This is a genomic window from Paraburkholderia sp. SIMBA_054, from assembly GCF_046534875.1.
GTDB lineage: Bacteria > Pseudomonadota > Gammaproteobacteria > Burkholderiales > Burkholderiaceae > Paraburkholderia > Paraburkholderia hospita.
This window is the reverse complement of sequence record NZ_JAWRXV010000057.1, coordinates 13,053-29,604: the sequence shown is the minus strand read 5'-3', so window position 1 is coordinate 29,604 and position 16,552 is coordinate 13,053. Positions and strand designations below refer to the sequence as shown.

The following is a 16,552-nucleotide window of genomic DNA, read 5'->3' as shown; positions in this document are numbered from 1 at the left end:
ATGTCGTAATCCTTAATGAAAATATCATACGCAATACGAAGCAATTAGCGTATTAGCCTATAGGCGTATTGCGTCGTCGTGTGGCGGCGGGTACGCTGACGCGCCGCAAGCACGACGGCATGCCAGTCGTCTGAATCTATCGACAGATTTGCATCACAACCTCTAGCGGTTTCTTGAGTGCCGGCGAATTTCCTAAGGAGGATTGCGTCGTTGCGACAGGATTTTTCTGATTTGAGCCGAACCTATCAGCGCACGACGAAACGCAAAGCCGGTGCACTCGACGGGGGTGGCTGAGGAAGACCCTGTAAAATCCCGCGCTCGCGTCGCCTTGTGCGCCGCACCAAACCGCACGACGGTGTTTGAACCGTATTTTTGGCGTGCCCATGATCGCGGCACGCCCAAGGCGGGGCATTCCGCCCACAGGCACTTCTTGAGGAAAGCTTTAATGAAAATGAGTTGGCAAAAGATGGCCACGCTTGCCGCAGTGGCGGGCACCTTGATGGCAGCGACGGTAACGGCCGCAACGGCAGCTGAGATCAAGGAAATCCGCTTCGGCGTCGAGGCGTCGTATGCGCCGTTCGAATCGAAGTCGCCCGCTGGCGACCTGCAGGGCTTCGACATCGACATCGGCAACGCCGTCTGTGCCAAGCTCAAGGCTAAATGCGTATGGGTCGAGAACGCGTTCGACGGTCTGATTCCCGCGCTCCAGGCCCGCAAGTTCAACGCGATCAACTCGGACATGTCGATCACCGACCAGCGCCGTGCCGTCATCGACTTCACCGATCCCATCTACGTGATCCCCAACCAGGTGATCGCGAAGAAGGGCAGCGGTCTGCAGCCGACAGCGGCATCGCTGAAGGGCAAGCACGTCGGCGTGCTGCAAGGCTCGATCCAGGAGGCCTACGCAAAGGCGAAGTGGGCGCCCCTCGGTGTCGACGTCGTTCCGTATCAGGCGCAGGATCAGGTCTATGCGGACCTCGTCGCGGGCCGTCTCGATGCGTCATTCCTCGACGGGGAAGCGGCGTCGAAGGGCTTCCTGAAGAAGCCGCAAGGGGCGGGATTCGAATTCGCGGGCCCGGCCGTGTCGGATGAAAAGCTGCTCGGTTCGGGCGTCGGCTTCGGTCTGCGCAAGGGCGACGCCCAGCTGAAGGACGCCGTCAACCAGGCGCTCAAGGAACTGAAAGCCGACGGCACGATCGACAAGCTCGCGGCGAAGTATTTCGACGTCAAGGTCACGTTGAAGTAATGCGCGCTTCATCCGGCGCGGATCGTCGCGCCGGAGTCGAACGTCGAACGGCCGCTTCATGCGGCCGTTTTTTTGCCCTTGTTTTCCAGTCTTTTTTCGCTTCTTCATGCTCCTGCGCATGGCCGCGTGCGCTAAAATCTGCGCACGGGGAAAGACGGCTCGATATGTTGCGGGTGCAGCCACGCATGTCGGATGAAGCCGCCAGAACGATACTCAACAGACGAGAGCACGAAGCGCCACGCTTCGCCGCAACTACTTGCATGGGACCAGCGTAAGCAATGAAGCGCGAACGCTGGCCGGACAGGGGACCGGAATGACCACCACCGCAGTCGCTGAGGAACGCCAGGCAGAAGACGTTCCGGGCTTTGCGCAGGACGCGCGCGCAAACGTTTCGTTTGCCCGTCAGCCCATCCTGAACCGCGACAACATGTTGTGCGCGTTCGAACTCAAGCTGTATCAGGCGCCCGCCGCCGAATCCGGCGAGCAGGAAACGGAAGGCGAGCAGCCAGAGGCGCAAGCCGGCGCCGCCGGATCCATCATCCACGCGATCCTGCAGCCCGACGTGCGCGCCGCGCTGGCCAATCATCCCGGTTATCTGCCCGTCACGCGTGAGCTGTTGTTCGACGACGCGATCCGCAGCCTGCCCGCCGATCGCTTCATGTTCGAGCTGCCGCCCGACATCGTCGCGGACGATCAACTGATCTCGCGCATCGTCGAACTGTATGGGCGCCGCTATCGCTTCGTGATCGACAACGTCGCGCAGGCCAACGATACCTTCGCGCGCCTGCTGCCGTATGCCGACGCCGTGAAGATCGACATGCACCGCATCCCGCAAGCCATGCTCCCCAAGTTTGCGAGCGTGCTGAAATCGGCGGGCAAGCTGTTGATCGCGCTGGGCGTCGAATCGCAGGAAGTGTACGAGCAGGCGCTCGATCTCGGCTTCGACCGCTTCCAGGGCTATTACTTCGCGCATCCGCAGGGCGCGGCCGCGCGCAAGGTCAGCGCGCCGCGCCACGCGCTGCTGAATCTGCTGCAACTGCTCGGTGGCGAGCCGACCGTCGCGCAGCTCGAAGCCGAGCTGAAACTGAACCCGGTGCTGGTGATGCATCTGATGCGTCTTGCCAACTCGAGTGGTCTCGCGATGGGACGCAAGGTCACGACCTTGCGCGAAGCGATCAACGCGACGGGCACGAACCGCATCGCGCGCTGGACACAACTGCTGCTTTACGCGGACGGCCGCAAGGTTGCGCTCGAAGACGATCCGCTGCTGCAACTCGCCGCGACGCGTGCGCGTTTCATGGAACTCGCCGTGCAGCGTCTGCCCGAAGCGGGACGCGACGAAACCGACGCGGCGTTCCTCACGGGCGTGTTCTCGTTCGTCGACTCGGTGTTCGGCGGCTCGCTCGAACACACGCTGAATGTGCTCGCGCTGTCCAAGCCGATCCGCGACGCCATCCTGTTGCGTGAAGGCGTGTTGGGCACGTTGCTGACGGTGATCGAGGCGCTCGAACGCGGCGCATGGACCGAGATCGGCAGCGTGTGCGAACGGCTCGAAGGTCTGCAGGTGCTCGACGTCGCGCAAATGGGTCTGGTGGCGGCTGCGTGGGCGGGCGTCGCCGACCGCAGCGCTGAGGCGACGGGGCTGGAGCGGATCGAGGATTGATGCGGGAGAATGCGCGGCTCGAACTCATGAGCCGCGCATGTCGATGGAAGAGGGCGCTCGTCTTTCGTTAGAGCGTTTCGACTTCGCTCACAGGCGCATGCGCGAAGAACCGTCCTAACTCGCGCGCCAGTTCGTTGAGCGCGGCCATTTCCCGCTGCGAGATGCGGCGCCGTACGTCATGATGCGCCCAGTCGCCATAGAGCAGGGCGACCGTCGACTTGTTCTCCAGCACCACGGGCAGCAGCACAAATGAATGCACGCCTTCGAACGCGCGGCGATACCAGTCCGGCAAGCGCGCGTGCATCTTCGGATCGCGCGCGTTTTCGATGAAGATGCCGACCGAGTTCGCAATCGCGAGATGGAACACGTCGGGCGCGAAGGCCGCTGCAAAGCTGAGCTTCGGCAGCGCGGCATCGATCTTCGCGCCGAAGCCCATCGTCGCCTTGAAGATGCCGCTGCCATGGCGCACGAATACGACGGTGCGCTCGAACTGCAAACCTGCGAGCACCGTTTCCGACGCCATCGCGAGCGCGGGTGCGAGTCCGCTGTCGCTCGGCAACGCCTGCAATTCACTGACGCCCGCGCGGATGCACGACTCGGGATCGAGCGTCTCGCGCGCAATCGCATCGGCATTCGCGCGCAGTTCGAAGATCTCGCGCATCACGCCGTCGCGGGTCTCTTCTTCGGCGAGCGTCAGGCTCATGTCGACGAGTGCTTCGGGATCGGCGTTGAGCGTGCGGCTGTAGCGCTGCGCAAGTTCGGCGATGCGCACGTCGCGCTGTGCCTGAGGCAGATGCGGCTGCGTGAGCACGTTCGCGACTTCCGTCGAGTAGTTCGTGATCGCGCGCAGCCATTGCACCTGGCGCGGCTCGTCGTCCTGCAGCGGATCGAACTCGGTCATGCCGACGCGGATCATCTCCGGCAAGCGCCAGCGCGACGCCGCTTCGAGGCCGATTTCCTGGAACGTCACGCCGAGCACGGTTTCGCAGGCTTCGTTCTCGCCCATGCCTGTATCGATCTGGCGGCGAATATGGTCCCACTCGGCATCGAGATAGAACACCACGAGCAGCTTGCCGATCTGGCGCATCAGCGTGCAGACGACAGCCTCTTCGCCGTCGCGCAGGTCGCCGCGCTCGGTGAGCTTGCGCGCGACGCAGCCCGACAGCATCGTGCGGTTGAGTTCGAGTTTCGCGTCGATACGGCGCGGCACGCTGTGATGAAAGTGATCGACGATCTTCAGGCCGACCACGAGATGCCCGACGGCATCCATGCCGAGCACCATCAACGCGCGCGAGACCGTGGTGATGTTGCCGCCGAACGCCATGTACATCGCCGAATTCGCGAGACGCAACACCTTCTGTGTCAACGCGAAGTCGGAGAGCACGATCTGCACGAGGGCGCTGAAATCGAGGTCATCGTTATTCATCGCGGCCATCGTCGAGCGGAGCGACTGCTGCAGCATCGGGAAATCGCCGCGCTCGTTCATGCGAGCCCAGAGCCGGTCAAGCAGCGCAGCCTTTAGCATGAGAGTCCCGCAAGAGCCATACAAGTTCCAGTGAGTGGCAAGTCGTGACGTTGACTGTGCCCAATATCAACACGCGTCATGTCAGTCACGCTTCACCATGCACGTGAAGCGCGCGCGATGCGAAGCGCTGTGCGAGTTCTTCCGATGGGAGTGCCTTGCAGACGAGCCAGCCCTGGATGTGACCGCAGCCCATCTCGGTGAGCAGTTCACGCTGCGCTTCCGTCTCGACGCCTTCGGCGACGAGTTCGAGATCGAGGGTTTGCGCGAGGCCCACGACGGCGCTGACGATCGCCTGATCGTTGCGCGAGGTTAACAGATTCTCCACAAAACTCCGGTCGATTTTCAGTTTCGCGAGCGGGAAGCGTTGCAGATACGCAAGGCTCGAATAGCCCGTGCCGAAATCATCGACGGCGAAGCGGATGCCGATGCCCGTGAGCTCTTCGAGCAATGCCGTCGCGTGCTGCGGGTCGTGCATCAGCAGGCTTTCCGTGATCTCGAATACGACCCGGTGCGGATCGATGCCCGTGAGCGCGATCGCCTCGCGCACGCTTTCCTTGAAGCGCGGATCGCGGAACTGCTGCGGCGACACATTGACGGCGACGTATTGCAGCCGGATGCCTTGTATGTCCCAACGGATCAACTGCATGCACGCGGCCTTCAGCACCCAGTTGCCCAGGTAGTTGATGAGGCCGACGGATTCGGCGAGCGGGATGAACATCGACGGCGGCACGAGCCCATGCACAGGGTGCTGCCAGCGAATCAACGCCTCGACGCCGACCACGCCGTGCGACTGACTGCTCGTGATCGGCTGGAAGTGCAGCGAGAACTCGCCATTGCGCACGCCGTCGTACAGATCCGATTCGAGCTTCAGGCGCTCGGCGTCGGCGGGGCTGTCGTCGGGCACGTAGAACGCGAGCGTGTTGCCGCCGGCCGCCTTTGCGCGTGCCAGCGCATGGTCCGCCCAGCGCAATAGCTGGCTGTCGCGCGGCGCGTGTTCGGACGATTCGCCCGAGTGCTGAGTGTCCGGATACAGCGCGATGCCGACACTCGCCGACAGATGCACCGGCTGGCGGTTGAACGTGTACGGTTGCTGGATTGCCGTCAATAGACGCCGCGCGAGCGCTTCGGCAGCGATCGCGGTGTCGGCGCGCGCGTGCGCGGGCGGCAGCAGGATCGCGAACTCGTCGCTGGAAATGCGCGCGATCACTTCGCCTTGCGTCGTCATGTTGGACAGGCGGCGTGCGGTGTCGCGCAGCATTTCATCGCCGGCGTCGTAACCGAGCGCGCGGTTCACGCGCTGGTAGTCGTCGAGATCGAGCAGCAGCAGGGCGGCCGACTTGCCCGTCGCGTCCGCCTCCTGCTGCGCGTGACGCATTTCCTCGACGAGGGCGGGCACGTTCGCGAGGCCCGTCAGGTTGTCGTGATGCAGTTGATGCTTGAGGCTCGCTTCCGTCGCGCGCCAGCTCGACACGTCGAAGCCCGCGATCGCATACCCTTCGATGCCGTCGTGACAGTTGCGCGCAATGCGCAGCTCGACAGGCACGGGGTAGGTCAGCGACTTGATCAGATCCAGCGTGACTTTTTCGACGGCGCCGCTTTCGTCGGCGCGGCGCAGCGCGGCGTCGAGGCGGGCGACGTCGCTGGGTGCGACGAGTTCGTGCAGCGTGACCGTTTGCAGATATTCGCGGTGATAGCCGATGAAGCGCAGGCTCGCCTCGGAGACATACAGAAAGGTGAGATTGCGCGCCACGTGCGCGAGGAAGTCGACGGCATGCGCGGCCTGTTCGAGCCCGTGCGAAGCACCTGGCGAACCAGATGCGCCTGGTGCGACCGTCGCGCGCGCGGGCTGACGGGCCGCGCGGAATCGGTCGATTGCCGTGCGCAGCAAGCCCCGGCGGGCTGGGGTGATCCTGGTCGCTTCCATGTGTGTCGCTGACTACCCGGTTCGTCTTGAGGCTGGACGTCCTTGCGATGCCCGTCGGCCGACCGATCGGGGCAGGCGCGAGGCCGTCCATCAGAACGGGATAACGACGTTTGCGGCAGAATCTTTAGCTTTCAGACACAAAAAGCGCCATAACATATGGTAAGGATTCGCGGCTACCCTGGATGCCTGTGCATCGCTGATGGATTCCGCTAAAGTGGCGGCGAACGCGCTCCGTTATTCCCCCGGACGGGGCGCGAGTTGGCGACCCCGCAAGCATGCCGTTTTCCGAATCCAAGCAGCCGCTAAAAATGCCTGATCCGTTTCAAAACGACGAAGCCGGCCGCCCCCAAACGTTTGCGCAAGCAGGCGAAGAGGACGAGGCGATCTCATCGGCGCAGTTCGTCTATGTCGGGCGTCAGCCGATTCTCGACCGCGACGGCGCGCTGCACGCTTACGAGCTGCTGTTTCGCGGCAGCGCGCAAAATTACGCGCAGGTTTCCGACGACGCGCAGGCCACCGCGCAGGTGGTGGTGCGCACGATCGGCGGCATCGGCGTGCCTTCCGTGCTCGGCGCGCATCGCGGCTATGTGAACATCAGCCGCGACCTGTTGTTCGACGACATCGTGCATCTGATGGAGCCTGAGCGCTTCGTGCTCGAAATCCTCGAGACGGTGCAGTTCGACGCGCGGCTCATCGCGCGCATCGCCGACTTGCGCCGCGCGGGCTTTCGCATCGCGCTCGACGACGTGTGCGAACTGTCGCCGAACCTGCTCACTGCGCTGCCGTACGCGGATATTGTCAAGGTGGATTTCCTGCAGACGGACCGCGCGCAACTACCGGCCCTCGCGAAGGCGCTCGCCAGTCGCGGCAAGACGCTGATCGCCGAAAAGGTCGAGACGCGCGAGGACTTCGCGCTCGCCCGCGATCTCGGTTTCGATCTCTTCCAGGGCTATTTCTTCGCGCGGCCGCAGGTGCTGTCGACGCGCCGTACGCGCTCGTCGCGCACCTCGCTGCTGCGGCTGCTCGCGCTGCTCGCGCGTGAAGCGGGCATCGTCGAGCTCGAAGATGAGCTGAAGCGCAATCCGAATGTCGTGATGCAACTGCTGCGGCTCGTCAATTCGAGCGCGTTCGGGCTCGGGCGCAACATCTCGTCGCTGCGCGAGGCGATCATCGCGACGGGCACGCGGCAGATCGCGCGCTGGGCGCAACTGCTGCTGTACGCGGGCGGCGGCGATCTGCCGTGGCGCTCCGACCCGCTCGTGCAACTCGCGGGGACGCGCGCCCGCTTCATGGAGCTGGCGGCGCGCTGGATTCGCCCGAACGACGAGGCGTTTGCTGACGCCGCGTTCATGACGGGCGTGTTCTCGCTTGTGCATGTGCTCGTCGATTCGACGCCGGACGCTACACTAGATCCGCTCGATCTCTCGCCGCTGATTCGCGATGCGATCGTCGAGCGAGCGGGGCAGATGGGCGCGCTGCTGAGCATCGCGGAAGCGGCGGGCGAGGCGCAGGATGCGGCTGCCGTGGCGAGCGCGCAGTCGCTGGAAGAATTCGGCGCGCTTACGCCGATCGTGCTGGCCGAGCTGAATCTGTCGGCGGCTGCGTGGTTTGGCGCGCATCTGGGCGACTGATAGCCAGATGATTGGCGACTGACTCGCGCGTCGTGTCCATCTTGTCCGGCTGACGACGCGCAATTGCCAAACGTGGTCCAATATGGGGCGCAAGTTGAGCCTCGACGCTTCATGTTGTAAGGCATAGCGTCGCGAGGCGTTGCACGGGCATCGTGCGCTTACGATTCGAGGATTCGACATGAAGCTAAAGATTGTGCCGTTCGCGCTGGCGGCTGCGCTGTGCGCGGGTATGTCGCTGTATACGTTGACGGCTTCCGCGACGCTCAAGCCGGGCGACAGCGCGCCGGACTTTACGACGCAGGCGTCGCTGGGCGGCAAGACGTACACCTATGCGCTGGCCGATGCGTTGAAGAAGGGCCCGGTGGTGCTGTACTTCTATCCCGCTGCTTTCACGAAGGGCTGCACGATCGAGGCGCACGAATTCGCGGAAGCTGTGGATGAGTACAAGAAGTACGGCGCGACCGTGATTGGTGTGTCGCACGACAACATCGACACGTTGACGAAGTTCTCGGTCAGCGAATGCCGCAGCAAATTCCCCGTTGCCGCCGATCCCGACTCGAAGGTCATCAACGCGTATGACGCGGGGTTGCCGATGCATGCGTCGATGGCGAACCGCGTGTCGTATGTGATTGCGCCTGACGGCAAGATCATTTATGAGTACACGAGTCTTTCGCCCGACAAGCATGTCGAGAACACGATGCAGGCTCTGAAGCAGTGGACCGCGACGCATAAGTAGCCCTGAGCGGGCGTCGGTCGATATTTTCCTTTTACGCTGCGCGGCATCTGATTGCTGTTTTGTTGCTTGCGTTTTAGATATCGCGCCGCCATTGCAGGACACGTTGCCATGCCTATCGTCGTTGCGCTGTTGGCTCTGATTGCGTTGATTTATGGCTGCGTGCAGGCGTTTCATGCGCTCTCTGCGCATTTTGGGCTTGGCGTGGCTGTGGGTGCTGCGATCCTGTTTGCCGCACTCGTGCTTGCGGCACTTGCGTGGTGGTGGCGTCGGCATAAGGAAGTGTCGGCGAATATTCGCGATGGCGACTGGACTCACGAACTCAAGGGCGAATGGGGTGAGGTTCGCCTCGCGGCGGGGAAGCGGTTGTGTGACTTGCAGGTCGCTGGTCTGAGGGGTTCGTATATTTTTGCGGATCTTCGGGAGGCGCAGCCGGTGCGGGATGGGGAGCGCTGGCAGGTCAAGCTTGATGTTAAGGATGCGGCGCATCCCGAGTGGCGCTTACCTGTGAGGTCCGAACGCGAGGCCCGGCAGTGGGTCAGGATATTTGATCTGGCGATGGCGCAGAAGCTTTAAGGTTTTTTGTTGTCTGCGACGCTGGGTGGTTTGCTGGTGTTTTCGTTGGCATCCGCGTTGCGGTGTTTGCCGTTCAAGCGTCGCCCCTGTGCGGGGCGGCACCTACTTTTCTTTGCCGCCGCAAAGAAAAGTAGGCAAAAGAAAGCGGCTAACACCGCCAACATTTCTTCTTGCCTGAGGGCCCCCAAAAGGTCTTACGCTTCACACGGCAATCATGTGACCTTTGTTCGTTGCCAACGCTCTTGCGGTGCGCCTCACCCACTTCACACACGCGTACTACAGGATGCCGTGCCAGATAGTCCACGGCCGCTCAGGTGGCAAACTGTGTGTCGGCCCAAGTGCTCCACACGCTTCACTTCGGACCGATAGTACACGCGTCCCACCCTGTAAGAGCGCTACCCCGTACGACGCGACAACCTACACACAGTTTGCCACCTGGGCGGCACATACCATTCGCTGCCACTAGCCTGTGCACGGGTATTCGAAGCGGGTGAGGCGCTGATTCGAAGCGTTGGCAACGAGCACTAACCCGGGCACTGCCGTGTGAAGCGTGGGGCCGTTGGGGGCCCGTGGATAAGAACACGGGCTGGCGGTGTGAGCCGCTTTCTTTTGCCTACTTTTCTTTGCGGCGGCAAAGAAAAGTAGGTGCCGCCCCGCACAGGGGCGACGCTTGAACGGCAAACACCGTAACGCGGATGCCAACGAAAACGAATGGCAAACACCATAACGCGGATGCCAGCGAAAACACTAGCAGCCCACCCAGCGTCGCAGACAAAACCAACCCTAAATCTCACGCACCGGAGGCCGCCGCACCTCGCTTGCGCCTGGTTTCCCACCGAACCCGAATCCGATCCATATAAAGATAAACCACAGGCGTGGTATAGAGCGTGAGCATCTGGCTCACAATCAAGCCGCCCACAATAGCGAGGCCAAGCGGAGCCCGCAGCTCCGCCCCTTCACCGCGCCCAAACGCGAGCGGCAGCGCGCCCAACAGCGCAGCGCACGTAGTCATCATGATCGGCCGGAAGCGCAAAAGACAAGCCTGCTCAATCGCTTCACGAGAAGAAAGCCCTTTCCGCGACGCATCGATCGCAAAATCGACCATCATGATCGCGTTCTTCTTCACGATGCCAATCAGAAGAATCACCGCAATCAGCGCAATGATGCTGAACTCGGTATTAAAAAGCAGCAGCGCGAGCAACGCCCCGACCCCCGCCGACGGCAACGTCGACAAAATGGTCAGCGGATGAATATAGCTCTCGTACAAAATCCCAAGCACGATATAAACCGCCGCGAGCGCCGCGAGAATCAAAATCGGCTGGTCGGACATCGACTGCTGGAACGCCTGCGCCGTGCCCTGGAAGCTGCCGCGGATCGTCCCCGGCATGCCGATCTCGGCCATCGTCTGGTAGATGATATCCGTCACTTCCGACAGCGACTTGCCCGGCGGCAGGTTGAACGAGATCGTCGACGCGACGAACTGGCTCTGGTGGTTCACCGCTAGCGGTGTGCTACCCGGCCCAAAGCTCGCAATCGCGGAAAGCGGAATCATCGTTTCCTTCGACGTCGACACGGCTGCACCCGTCGATGCGCTCGACTTGCCGCTCGCCGCAATCGAGTTGTTCGCCAGATTGCGCGCGGCATCGCCCGCGACAGCGGCCGCGCTCGATGACGTCGTGCCTCCCGTGCCGCCCGATGAAGCACTCGACGTCGCGCTCGACGTGACCGTGCCCGCCGTCGCATTGGTCGACTGCGAGCCGCTCGCGCTGCCGCCCGACGTGCTGATCCACACCTGCTTGAGCATGTCTGGGCTCTGCCAGTATTTCGGCGCGACTTCCATCACGACGTGATACTGGTTCAGCGGGTTGTAGATGGTCGAGACCTGGCGCTGGCCGAAGGCGTCATACAGCGTGTTGTCGATCTGCGCGGGCTTGATGTTCAGACGCGCCGCCGTCGCCCGGTCGATCGTCACCATCGCTTCCAGACCGCCTTGCTGCTGGTCGGAGTTGACGTCGGTGAGTTCAGGGCGCTTTTGCAGCGCTTCCGTCAGAATCGGCGTCCATTTGTAGAGATCGGCAGTCGAGTCCGATAGCAGCGTGAACTGATACTGTGCGTTCGACTGCCGGCCGCCCACGCGAATATCCTGCACCGCCTGCAGGAACGTGCGTGCTCCAGCGACGTCCGCCAGCGGCCCGCGCAACTGTTGGATCACCTGATCGGCGGAAATCTTGCGCTCGCTCTTCGACTTGAGCGACACGAACATGAAGCCCGAGTTGGTCTGCCGTCCGCCCGTGAACCCCACCACGCTGTCGACGGCCGGGTTCGCCTGGACGATCTTCATCATCTCGGAGAACTTCACCTTCATCGCCTGGAACGACGTGGACTGGTCGGCCTGTATGCCGCCCACTAGCCGGCCCGTGTCCTGCTGCGGGAAAAAGCCCTTCGGCACGATGATGTACAGATACACGTTCAGTCCGATCGTCGCGACCAGCACGACGAGAATCAGCCGCGGATGCGCCAGCGACCAGCCGAGCGTGCGCTCGTAGCCGCGCTGCATCCAGTCGAAGCCGCGCTCCAGCCAGCGCGCGAAACGGCCTTCCTCTTTCTTTTCGTGGGGCTCGGACAGCAGGCGCGAGCACATCATCGGCGTGAGCGTCAGCGACACGATCAGCGACACGCCAATCGCCAGCGACAGCGTCAGCGCAAACTCGCGGAACAGCCGCCCGACGATCCCGCCCATCAGCAGAATAGGCAGGAACACGGCGACGAGCGAGATGCTGATCGACATCACCGTGAAGCCGACTTCGCGCGCGCCGACGAAGGCCGCCTTCATGCGCGGCATGCCGTTCTCGATATGCCGGGAGATGTTCTCCAGCACGACGATCGCGTCGTCGACGACGAAGCCCGTCGCGATGGTCAGCGCCATCAGCGACAGGTTGTCGATCGAAAAGTCGAGCAGGTACATCGCCGCGAACGTGCCGATGATCGAGATCGGCACCGCGACGCTCGGAATCAGCGTGGCGCGCCAGTTGCGCAGGAACAGGAACACGACCATTACGACGAGCGCCACGGCGATCATCAGCGTGAACTGTGTGTCCTTCAGCGACGCGCGGATGGTGGTGGAGCGGTCGGCCGTCGGCGTGACTTCGACAGCGGCGGGCAGCGACGCCTTCAGCTGCGGGATCATCGCCTTCACGCGGTCGATCGTCTCGATGATGTTCGCGCCCGGCTGCCGGTAAAGAATCACGAGCACCGAGCGCTCGTTGTTCATCAGGCCGAGGTTGCGCAGGTCTTCGACGGAATCGACGACTTCAGAGACATCGGACAGATGCACGGCGGCGCCGTCGCGATACGCGATCACGAGATCTTTGTATTGCGAGGCCTTCTTCGCCTGGTCGTTCGTGTAGAGCTGCACGTGGTTCGGACCGAACTCGATCGAGCCCTTCGGGCTGTTCGCATTCGCCGACGCCAGTGCCGCGCGCACGTCTTCGAGACCGATGCCGTAGTGAAACAGCGCCTGCGGCTCCAGTTCGACCCGCACGGCGGGGTTCGCCGAGCCGCTCACGTCGACTTCGCCGACGCCGTCCACTTGCGACAGCGACTGCTGCAGCACGGTCGCCGCCGAGTCGTACAACTGGCCCGCCGTCATCGTCTTCGACGTGAGCGCGAGAATCAGGATCGGCGCGTCGGCGGGATTGACCTTGTGGTAAGTCGGGTTCGAGCGCAGGCTCGCGGGCAGGTCGGCGCGCGCCGCGTTGATGGCCGCCTGCACGTCGCGCGCGGCGCCGTCGATGTTGCGGTTCAGGCCGAACTGCATCGTGATGCGCGCCGAGCCGACCGAGCTCGACGAGGTCATCTCGGTGACGTCGGCAATCGTGCCGAGATGCCGTTCGAGCGGGCTGGCCACGCTGGTCGCGACCGTCTCCGGGCTCGCGCCCGGCAGGCTCGCCTGAATCGAGATGGTCGGGAAATCAACCTGCGGCAACGGTGCGACGGGCAGCTTCGCGAACGCGAAGAGGCCCGCCAGCGCAATGCCGATAGCGAGCAGCGTGGTGGCGACCGGGCGTTGAATGAAGGGGCGCGACAGGTTCATCGGTTCGGCCTCTTCATTCAGGCGTCGGCGTCGGTGACGGGCGGCCGGGTCGGACCGTCGCTATGACCTTCGCGATGAAAGCGCGCGCGCAGACGCCGCGCAATCGAATCGAAGCCGAGATAGATCACGGGCGTCGTGAAGAGCGTCAGCAGCTGGCTGACGATCAGGCCACCCGCAATCGCGATACCGAGCGGACGGCGCAGCTCCGAACCCGCGCCCGTGCCGAGCATCAGCGGCAGCGCGCCGAGCAGCGCTGCCATCGTCGTCATCAGGATAGGGCGGAAGCGCAGCAGACAGGCCTGATAGATCGCTTCGCGCGGCGGCTTGCCGTGCTCGCGCTCCGCTTCGAGCGCGAAGTCGATCATCATGATCGCGTTCTTCTTTACGATACCGATCAGCAGCACGATGCCGATGATGCCGATGATGTCGAGATCGTGGCCCGTGACGAGCAGCGCGAGCAGCGCGCCGACGCCCGCCGACGGTAGCGTCGAAAGAATCGTGATGGGGTGCACGAAGCTCTCGTACAGCACGCCGAGCACGATGTACATCGTGACGATGGCCGCGAGGATCAGGAACAGCTCGTTCGAGAGCGACGCCTGGAACGCGAGCGCCGCGCCCTGGAAGCGCGTCTGGAACGAAGCGGGCAGGCCGATGTCTTTTTCCGCCTGCTGGATCGCCTTCACGGCCGCGCCAAGCGACGCGCCAGGAGCCAGGTTGAACGAGACGGTCGTGGCCGGGAACTGGCTCAGGTGCGTGACGAGCAGCGGCGCGGGCCTTTCGTGGAAGCTCGCAATCGAGTTGAGCGGCACCTGTCCGCCCGACGACGTCGACGACGGCAGATAGATCGAGTTCAGCGACTCCGTGTAGTGCTGCATGGTCGGCTGCGCTTCGAGAATCACGCGGTACTGGTTCGACTGCGTGAAGATCGTCGAGATGATGCGCTGGCCGAATGCGTCGTAGAGCGCGTTGTCGACGGTGGCGGGCGTGATGCCGTAGCGGGCCGCCGACGCGCGGTCGATCTCGACATACACCGACTGGCCGTTGTTCTGCAGGTCGGTTGCGACGTCGACGATTTCAGGCGACTGCGCGAGGCGCTCCATCAGCTTCGGCACCCAGGTCGCGAATTCGTCGATATTCGGATCGGTCAGCATGAACTGGTACTGCGTCGGGCTGACGGTCGAATCGATGGTCAGATCCTGCACCGGCTGCATATAGAGCGTCGCGCCGGGAATGTGCGACGTGTCGCGCTGCAACTGGCGGATCACCTGGCTCGCGGTCGCGTCGCGGTCGTCGCGCGGCTTCAGGTTGATCAGCATGCGGCCGCTGTTCAGCGTGATATTGCTGCCGTCCACACCGATGAACGAGGTCAAGCTTTCGACATTCGGGTTCTTCAGGATTTCCGCGGCGAGCTGCTGCTGGCGCTCGGCCATCGACGCATACGACACCGACTGCGACGCCTGCGTGATCGCCTGGATCACGCCCGTGTCCTGTACCGGGAAGAAGCCCTTTGGAATGTAGACGTACAGCACGCCCGTCAGCACCAACGTCAGCACGGCGACGACGAGCGTCGAGCGCTGCCGGTCGAGCACCCATTCGAGCGCGACCGCATAGCGTGCGATCACCCAGTCGATGGCCGCGTGCGCGCGCGCTTCGAAGCGGTGGCTTTCCTTCGGCGGCGTGTGGCGCAAGAGCTTCGCGCACATCATCGGCACGAGCGTCAGCGACACGATGGCCGAGATCACGATGGTCACGGCAAGCGTGATCGCGAACTCATGGAAGAGCCGCCCGACCACGTCGCCCATGAACAGCAGCGGAATCAGCACCGCGATCAGCGAGACCGTCAGCGAAATAATCGTGAAGCCGATCTGCTTCGAGCCTTTCAGCGCGGCCTCTAACGGTGACTCGCCTTCCTCGACGTAGCGCGCGATGTTCTCGATCATCACGATCGCGTCGTCGACCACGAAGCCCGTTGCAATCGTCAATGCCATCAGCGAGAGGTTGTCGAGCGAGAAGCCGCAGAGGTACATCACAGCGAGCGTGCCGATCAGCGAGAGCGGCACCGACAGGCTGGGGATGATGGTCGCGTAGATGTTCGCGAGGAACAGATACATCACCAGCACGACGAGCACGACCGACATCATCAGTTCGAACTGAACGTCGCGCACGGACGCGCGGATCGTCGTCGTGCGGTCGGTGACGACCTGCACGTCGAGCGCGGCGGGCAGCGACTGCTGCAGCGTCGGCAACAGCTTCTTGATGCTGTCCACCACCTGAATCACGTTCGCGCCCGGCTGGCGCTGCACGTTCAGGATGATCGCGGGCGTACTGTCGACCCATGCGCCGAGCTTCGTGTTCTCCGCGCCGGCCACGATGTTCGCGACGTCCGTCAGCATCACCGGGCGGCCGTTCTTGTACGCGACGACAGCGCTCTTGTACGCGTCGGCGTCGGTCAGCTGATCGTTCGCGTTGATCGTGTACGAGCGCGACGGGCCGTCGAAGTTACCCTTCGGCGTGTTGACGTTGAGGTTCGAGATCGTGGTGCGCAGATCGTCGAGATTCAGCCCGTACGACGCGAGCGCGCGCGGATTGGCCTGGATGCGCACGGCGGGGCGCTGGCCGCCCGACAGGCTCACGAGGCCGACGCCCGCGACCTGCGAGATCTTCTGCGCGAGGCGCGTGTCGGCGATGTCCTGGATCTGCGTGAGCGGCAGCGTCTTCGAGGTGATCGCGAGCGTGATGATGGGCGCGTCGGCGGGATTGACCTTCGCGTAGATGGGCGGCGCGGGCAGGTCGGACGGCAGCAGGTTGCCCGCCGCGTTGATGGCCGCCTGCACTTCCTGCTCGGCGACGTCGAGGGGCAGGTCGAGGCTGAACTGCAGCGTGATGATCGACGAGCCGGCCGAGCTTTGCGACGACATCTGGTTCAGCGACGGCATCTGCCCGAACTGGCGCTCAAGCGGCGCCGTCACCGACGACGTCATCACATCCGGGCTCGCGCCCGGATAAAACGTCTGCACCTGGATGGTCGGGTAGTCGACTTCGGGCAGCGCGGACAGCGGCAGAAAACGCAGTGCGACGAGCCCGACCAGCATGATCGCCGCCATCAGCAGGGCGGTGCCGACCGGGCGGAGGATAAAGGCGCGGGATGGATTCATGCGGTA

9 protein-coding genes are annotated in these 16,552 nt (G+C 63.3%); 5 read left to right on the top strand and 4 right to left on the bottom strand.

Features of this window, described 5'->3' with window-relative positions; translation table 11 throughout:
• Positions 1-445: 445 nt before the first annotated feature.
• Together SB822_RS42695 and SB822_RS42690 are read left to right on the top strand one after the other, a co-directional pair.
• Positions 446-1,246, top strand: coding sequence for an ABC transporter substrate-binding protein (locus SB822_RS42695; protein ID WP_007743493.1), 801 nt, complete (start codon positions 446-448; stop codon positions 1,244-1,246).
• 313 nt (positions 1,247-1,559) lie between these two features.
• The gene (locus SB822_RS42690) at positions 1,560-2,909 is read left to right on the top strand and encodes an EAL and HDOD domain-containing protein (protein WP_410857509.1); all 1,350 of its coding nucleotides are present in this window, start codon (positions 1,560-1,562) and stop codon (positions 2,907-2,909) included.
• A 67-nt stretch (positions 2,910-2,976) separates the two neighbouring features.
• On the opposite strand, the gene SB822_RS42685 is transcribed toward SB822_RS42690, so the two are convergent.
• Both SB822_RS42685 and SB822_RS42680 read right to left on the bottom strand, forming a co-directional pair.
• A complete protein-coding gene (locus SB822_RS42685) occupies positions 2,977-4,434 on the bottom strand; it encodes an HDOD domain-containing protein (protein ID WP_410857508.1) in 1,458 nt (485 codons plus the stop codon).
• Between the two features lie 85 nt (positions 4,435-4,519).
• On the bottom strand, positions 4,520-6,358 hold the full coding sequence (locus SB822_RS42680) for a putative bifunctional diguanylate cyclase/phosphodiesterase (protein WP_090838494.1): 1,839 nt from the start codon (positions 6,356-6,358) through the stop codon (positions 4,520-4,522).
• A 308-nt stretch (positions 6,359-6,666) separates the two neighbouring features.
• On the opposite strand from SB822_RS42680, the gene SB822_RS42675 reads away from it, so the two are divergent.
• From SB822_RS42675 to SB822_RS42665, 3 genes are all read left to right on the top strand, one after another.
• Positions 6,667-7,989 (top strand): EAL and HDOD domain-containing protein, encoded by a 1,323-nt coding sequence (locus tag SB822_RS42675; protein ID WP_051058239.1) that lies wholly within the window; start codon positions 6,667-6,669, stop codon positions 7,987-7,989.
• A 178-nt stretch (positions 7,990-8,167) separates the two neighbouring features.
• Positions 8,168-8,725, top strand: a complete 558-nt coding sequence (locus tag SB822_RS42670) for a peroxiredoxin (protein ID WP_007588394.1) — start codon at positions 8,168-8,170, stop codon at positions 8,723-8,725.
• Between the two features lie 108 nt (positions 8,726-8,833).
• Positions 8,834-9,298, top strand: coding sequence for a hypothetical protein (locus SB822_RS42665; protein ID WP_079486147.1), 465 nt, complete (start codon positions 8,834-8,836; stop codon positions 9,296-9,298).
• Positions 9,299-10,088: 790 nt separating this feature from the next.
• Here SB822_RS42665 and SB822_RS42660 read toward each other — a convergent pair.
• Together SB822_RS42660 and SB822_RS42655 are read right to left on the bottom strand one after the other, a co-directional pair.
• Positions 10,089-13,391, bottom strand: a complete 3,303-nt coding sequence (locus tag SB822_RS42660; protein WP_079486145.1) for an efflux RND transporter permease subunit — start codon at positions 13,389-13,391, stop codon at positions 10,089-10,091.
• A 17-nt stretch (positions 13,392-13,408) separates the two neighbouring features.
• Complete coding sequence (locus tag SB822_RS42655; RefSeq protein WP_090838496.1) at positions 13,409-16,546, bottom strand: MdtB/MuxB family multidrug efflux RND transporter permease subunit; 3,138 nt, start codon at positions 16,544-16,546, stop codon at positions 13,409-13,411.
• Between the last annotated feature and the right edge of the window lie 6 nt (positions 16,547-16,552).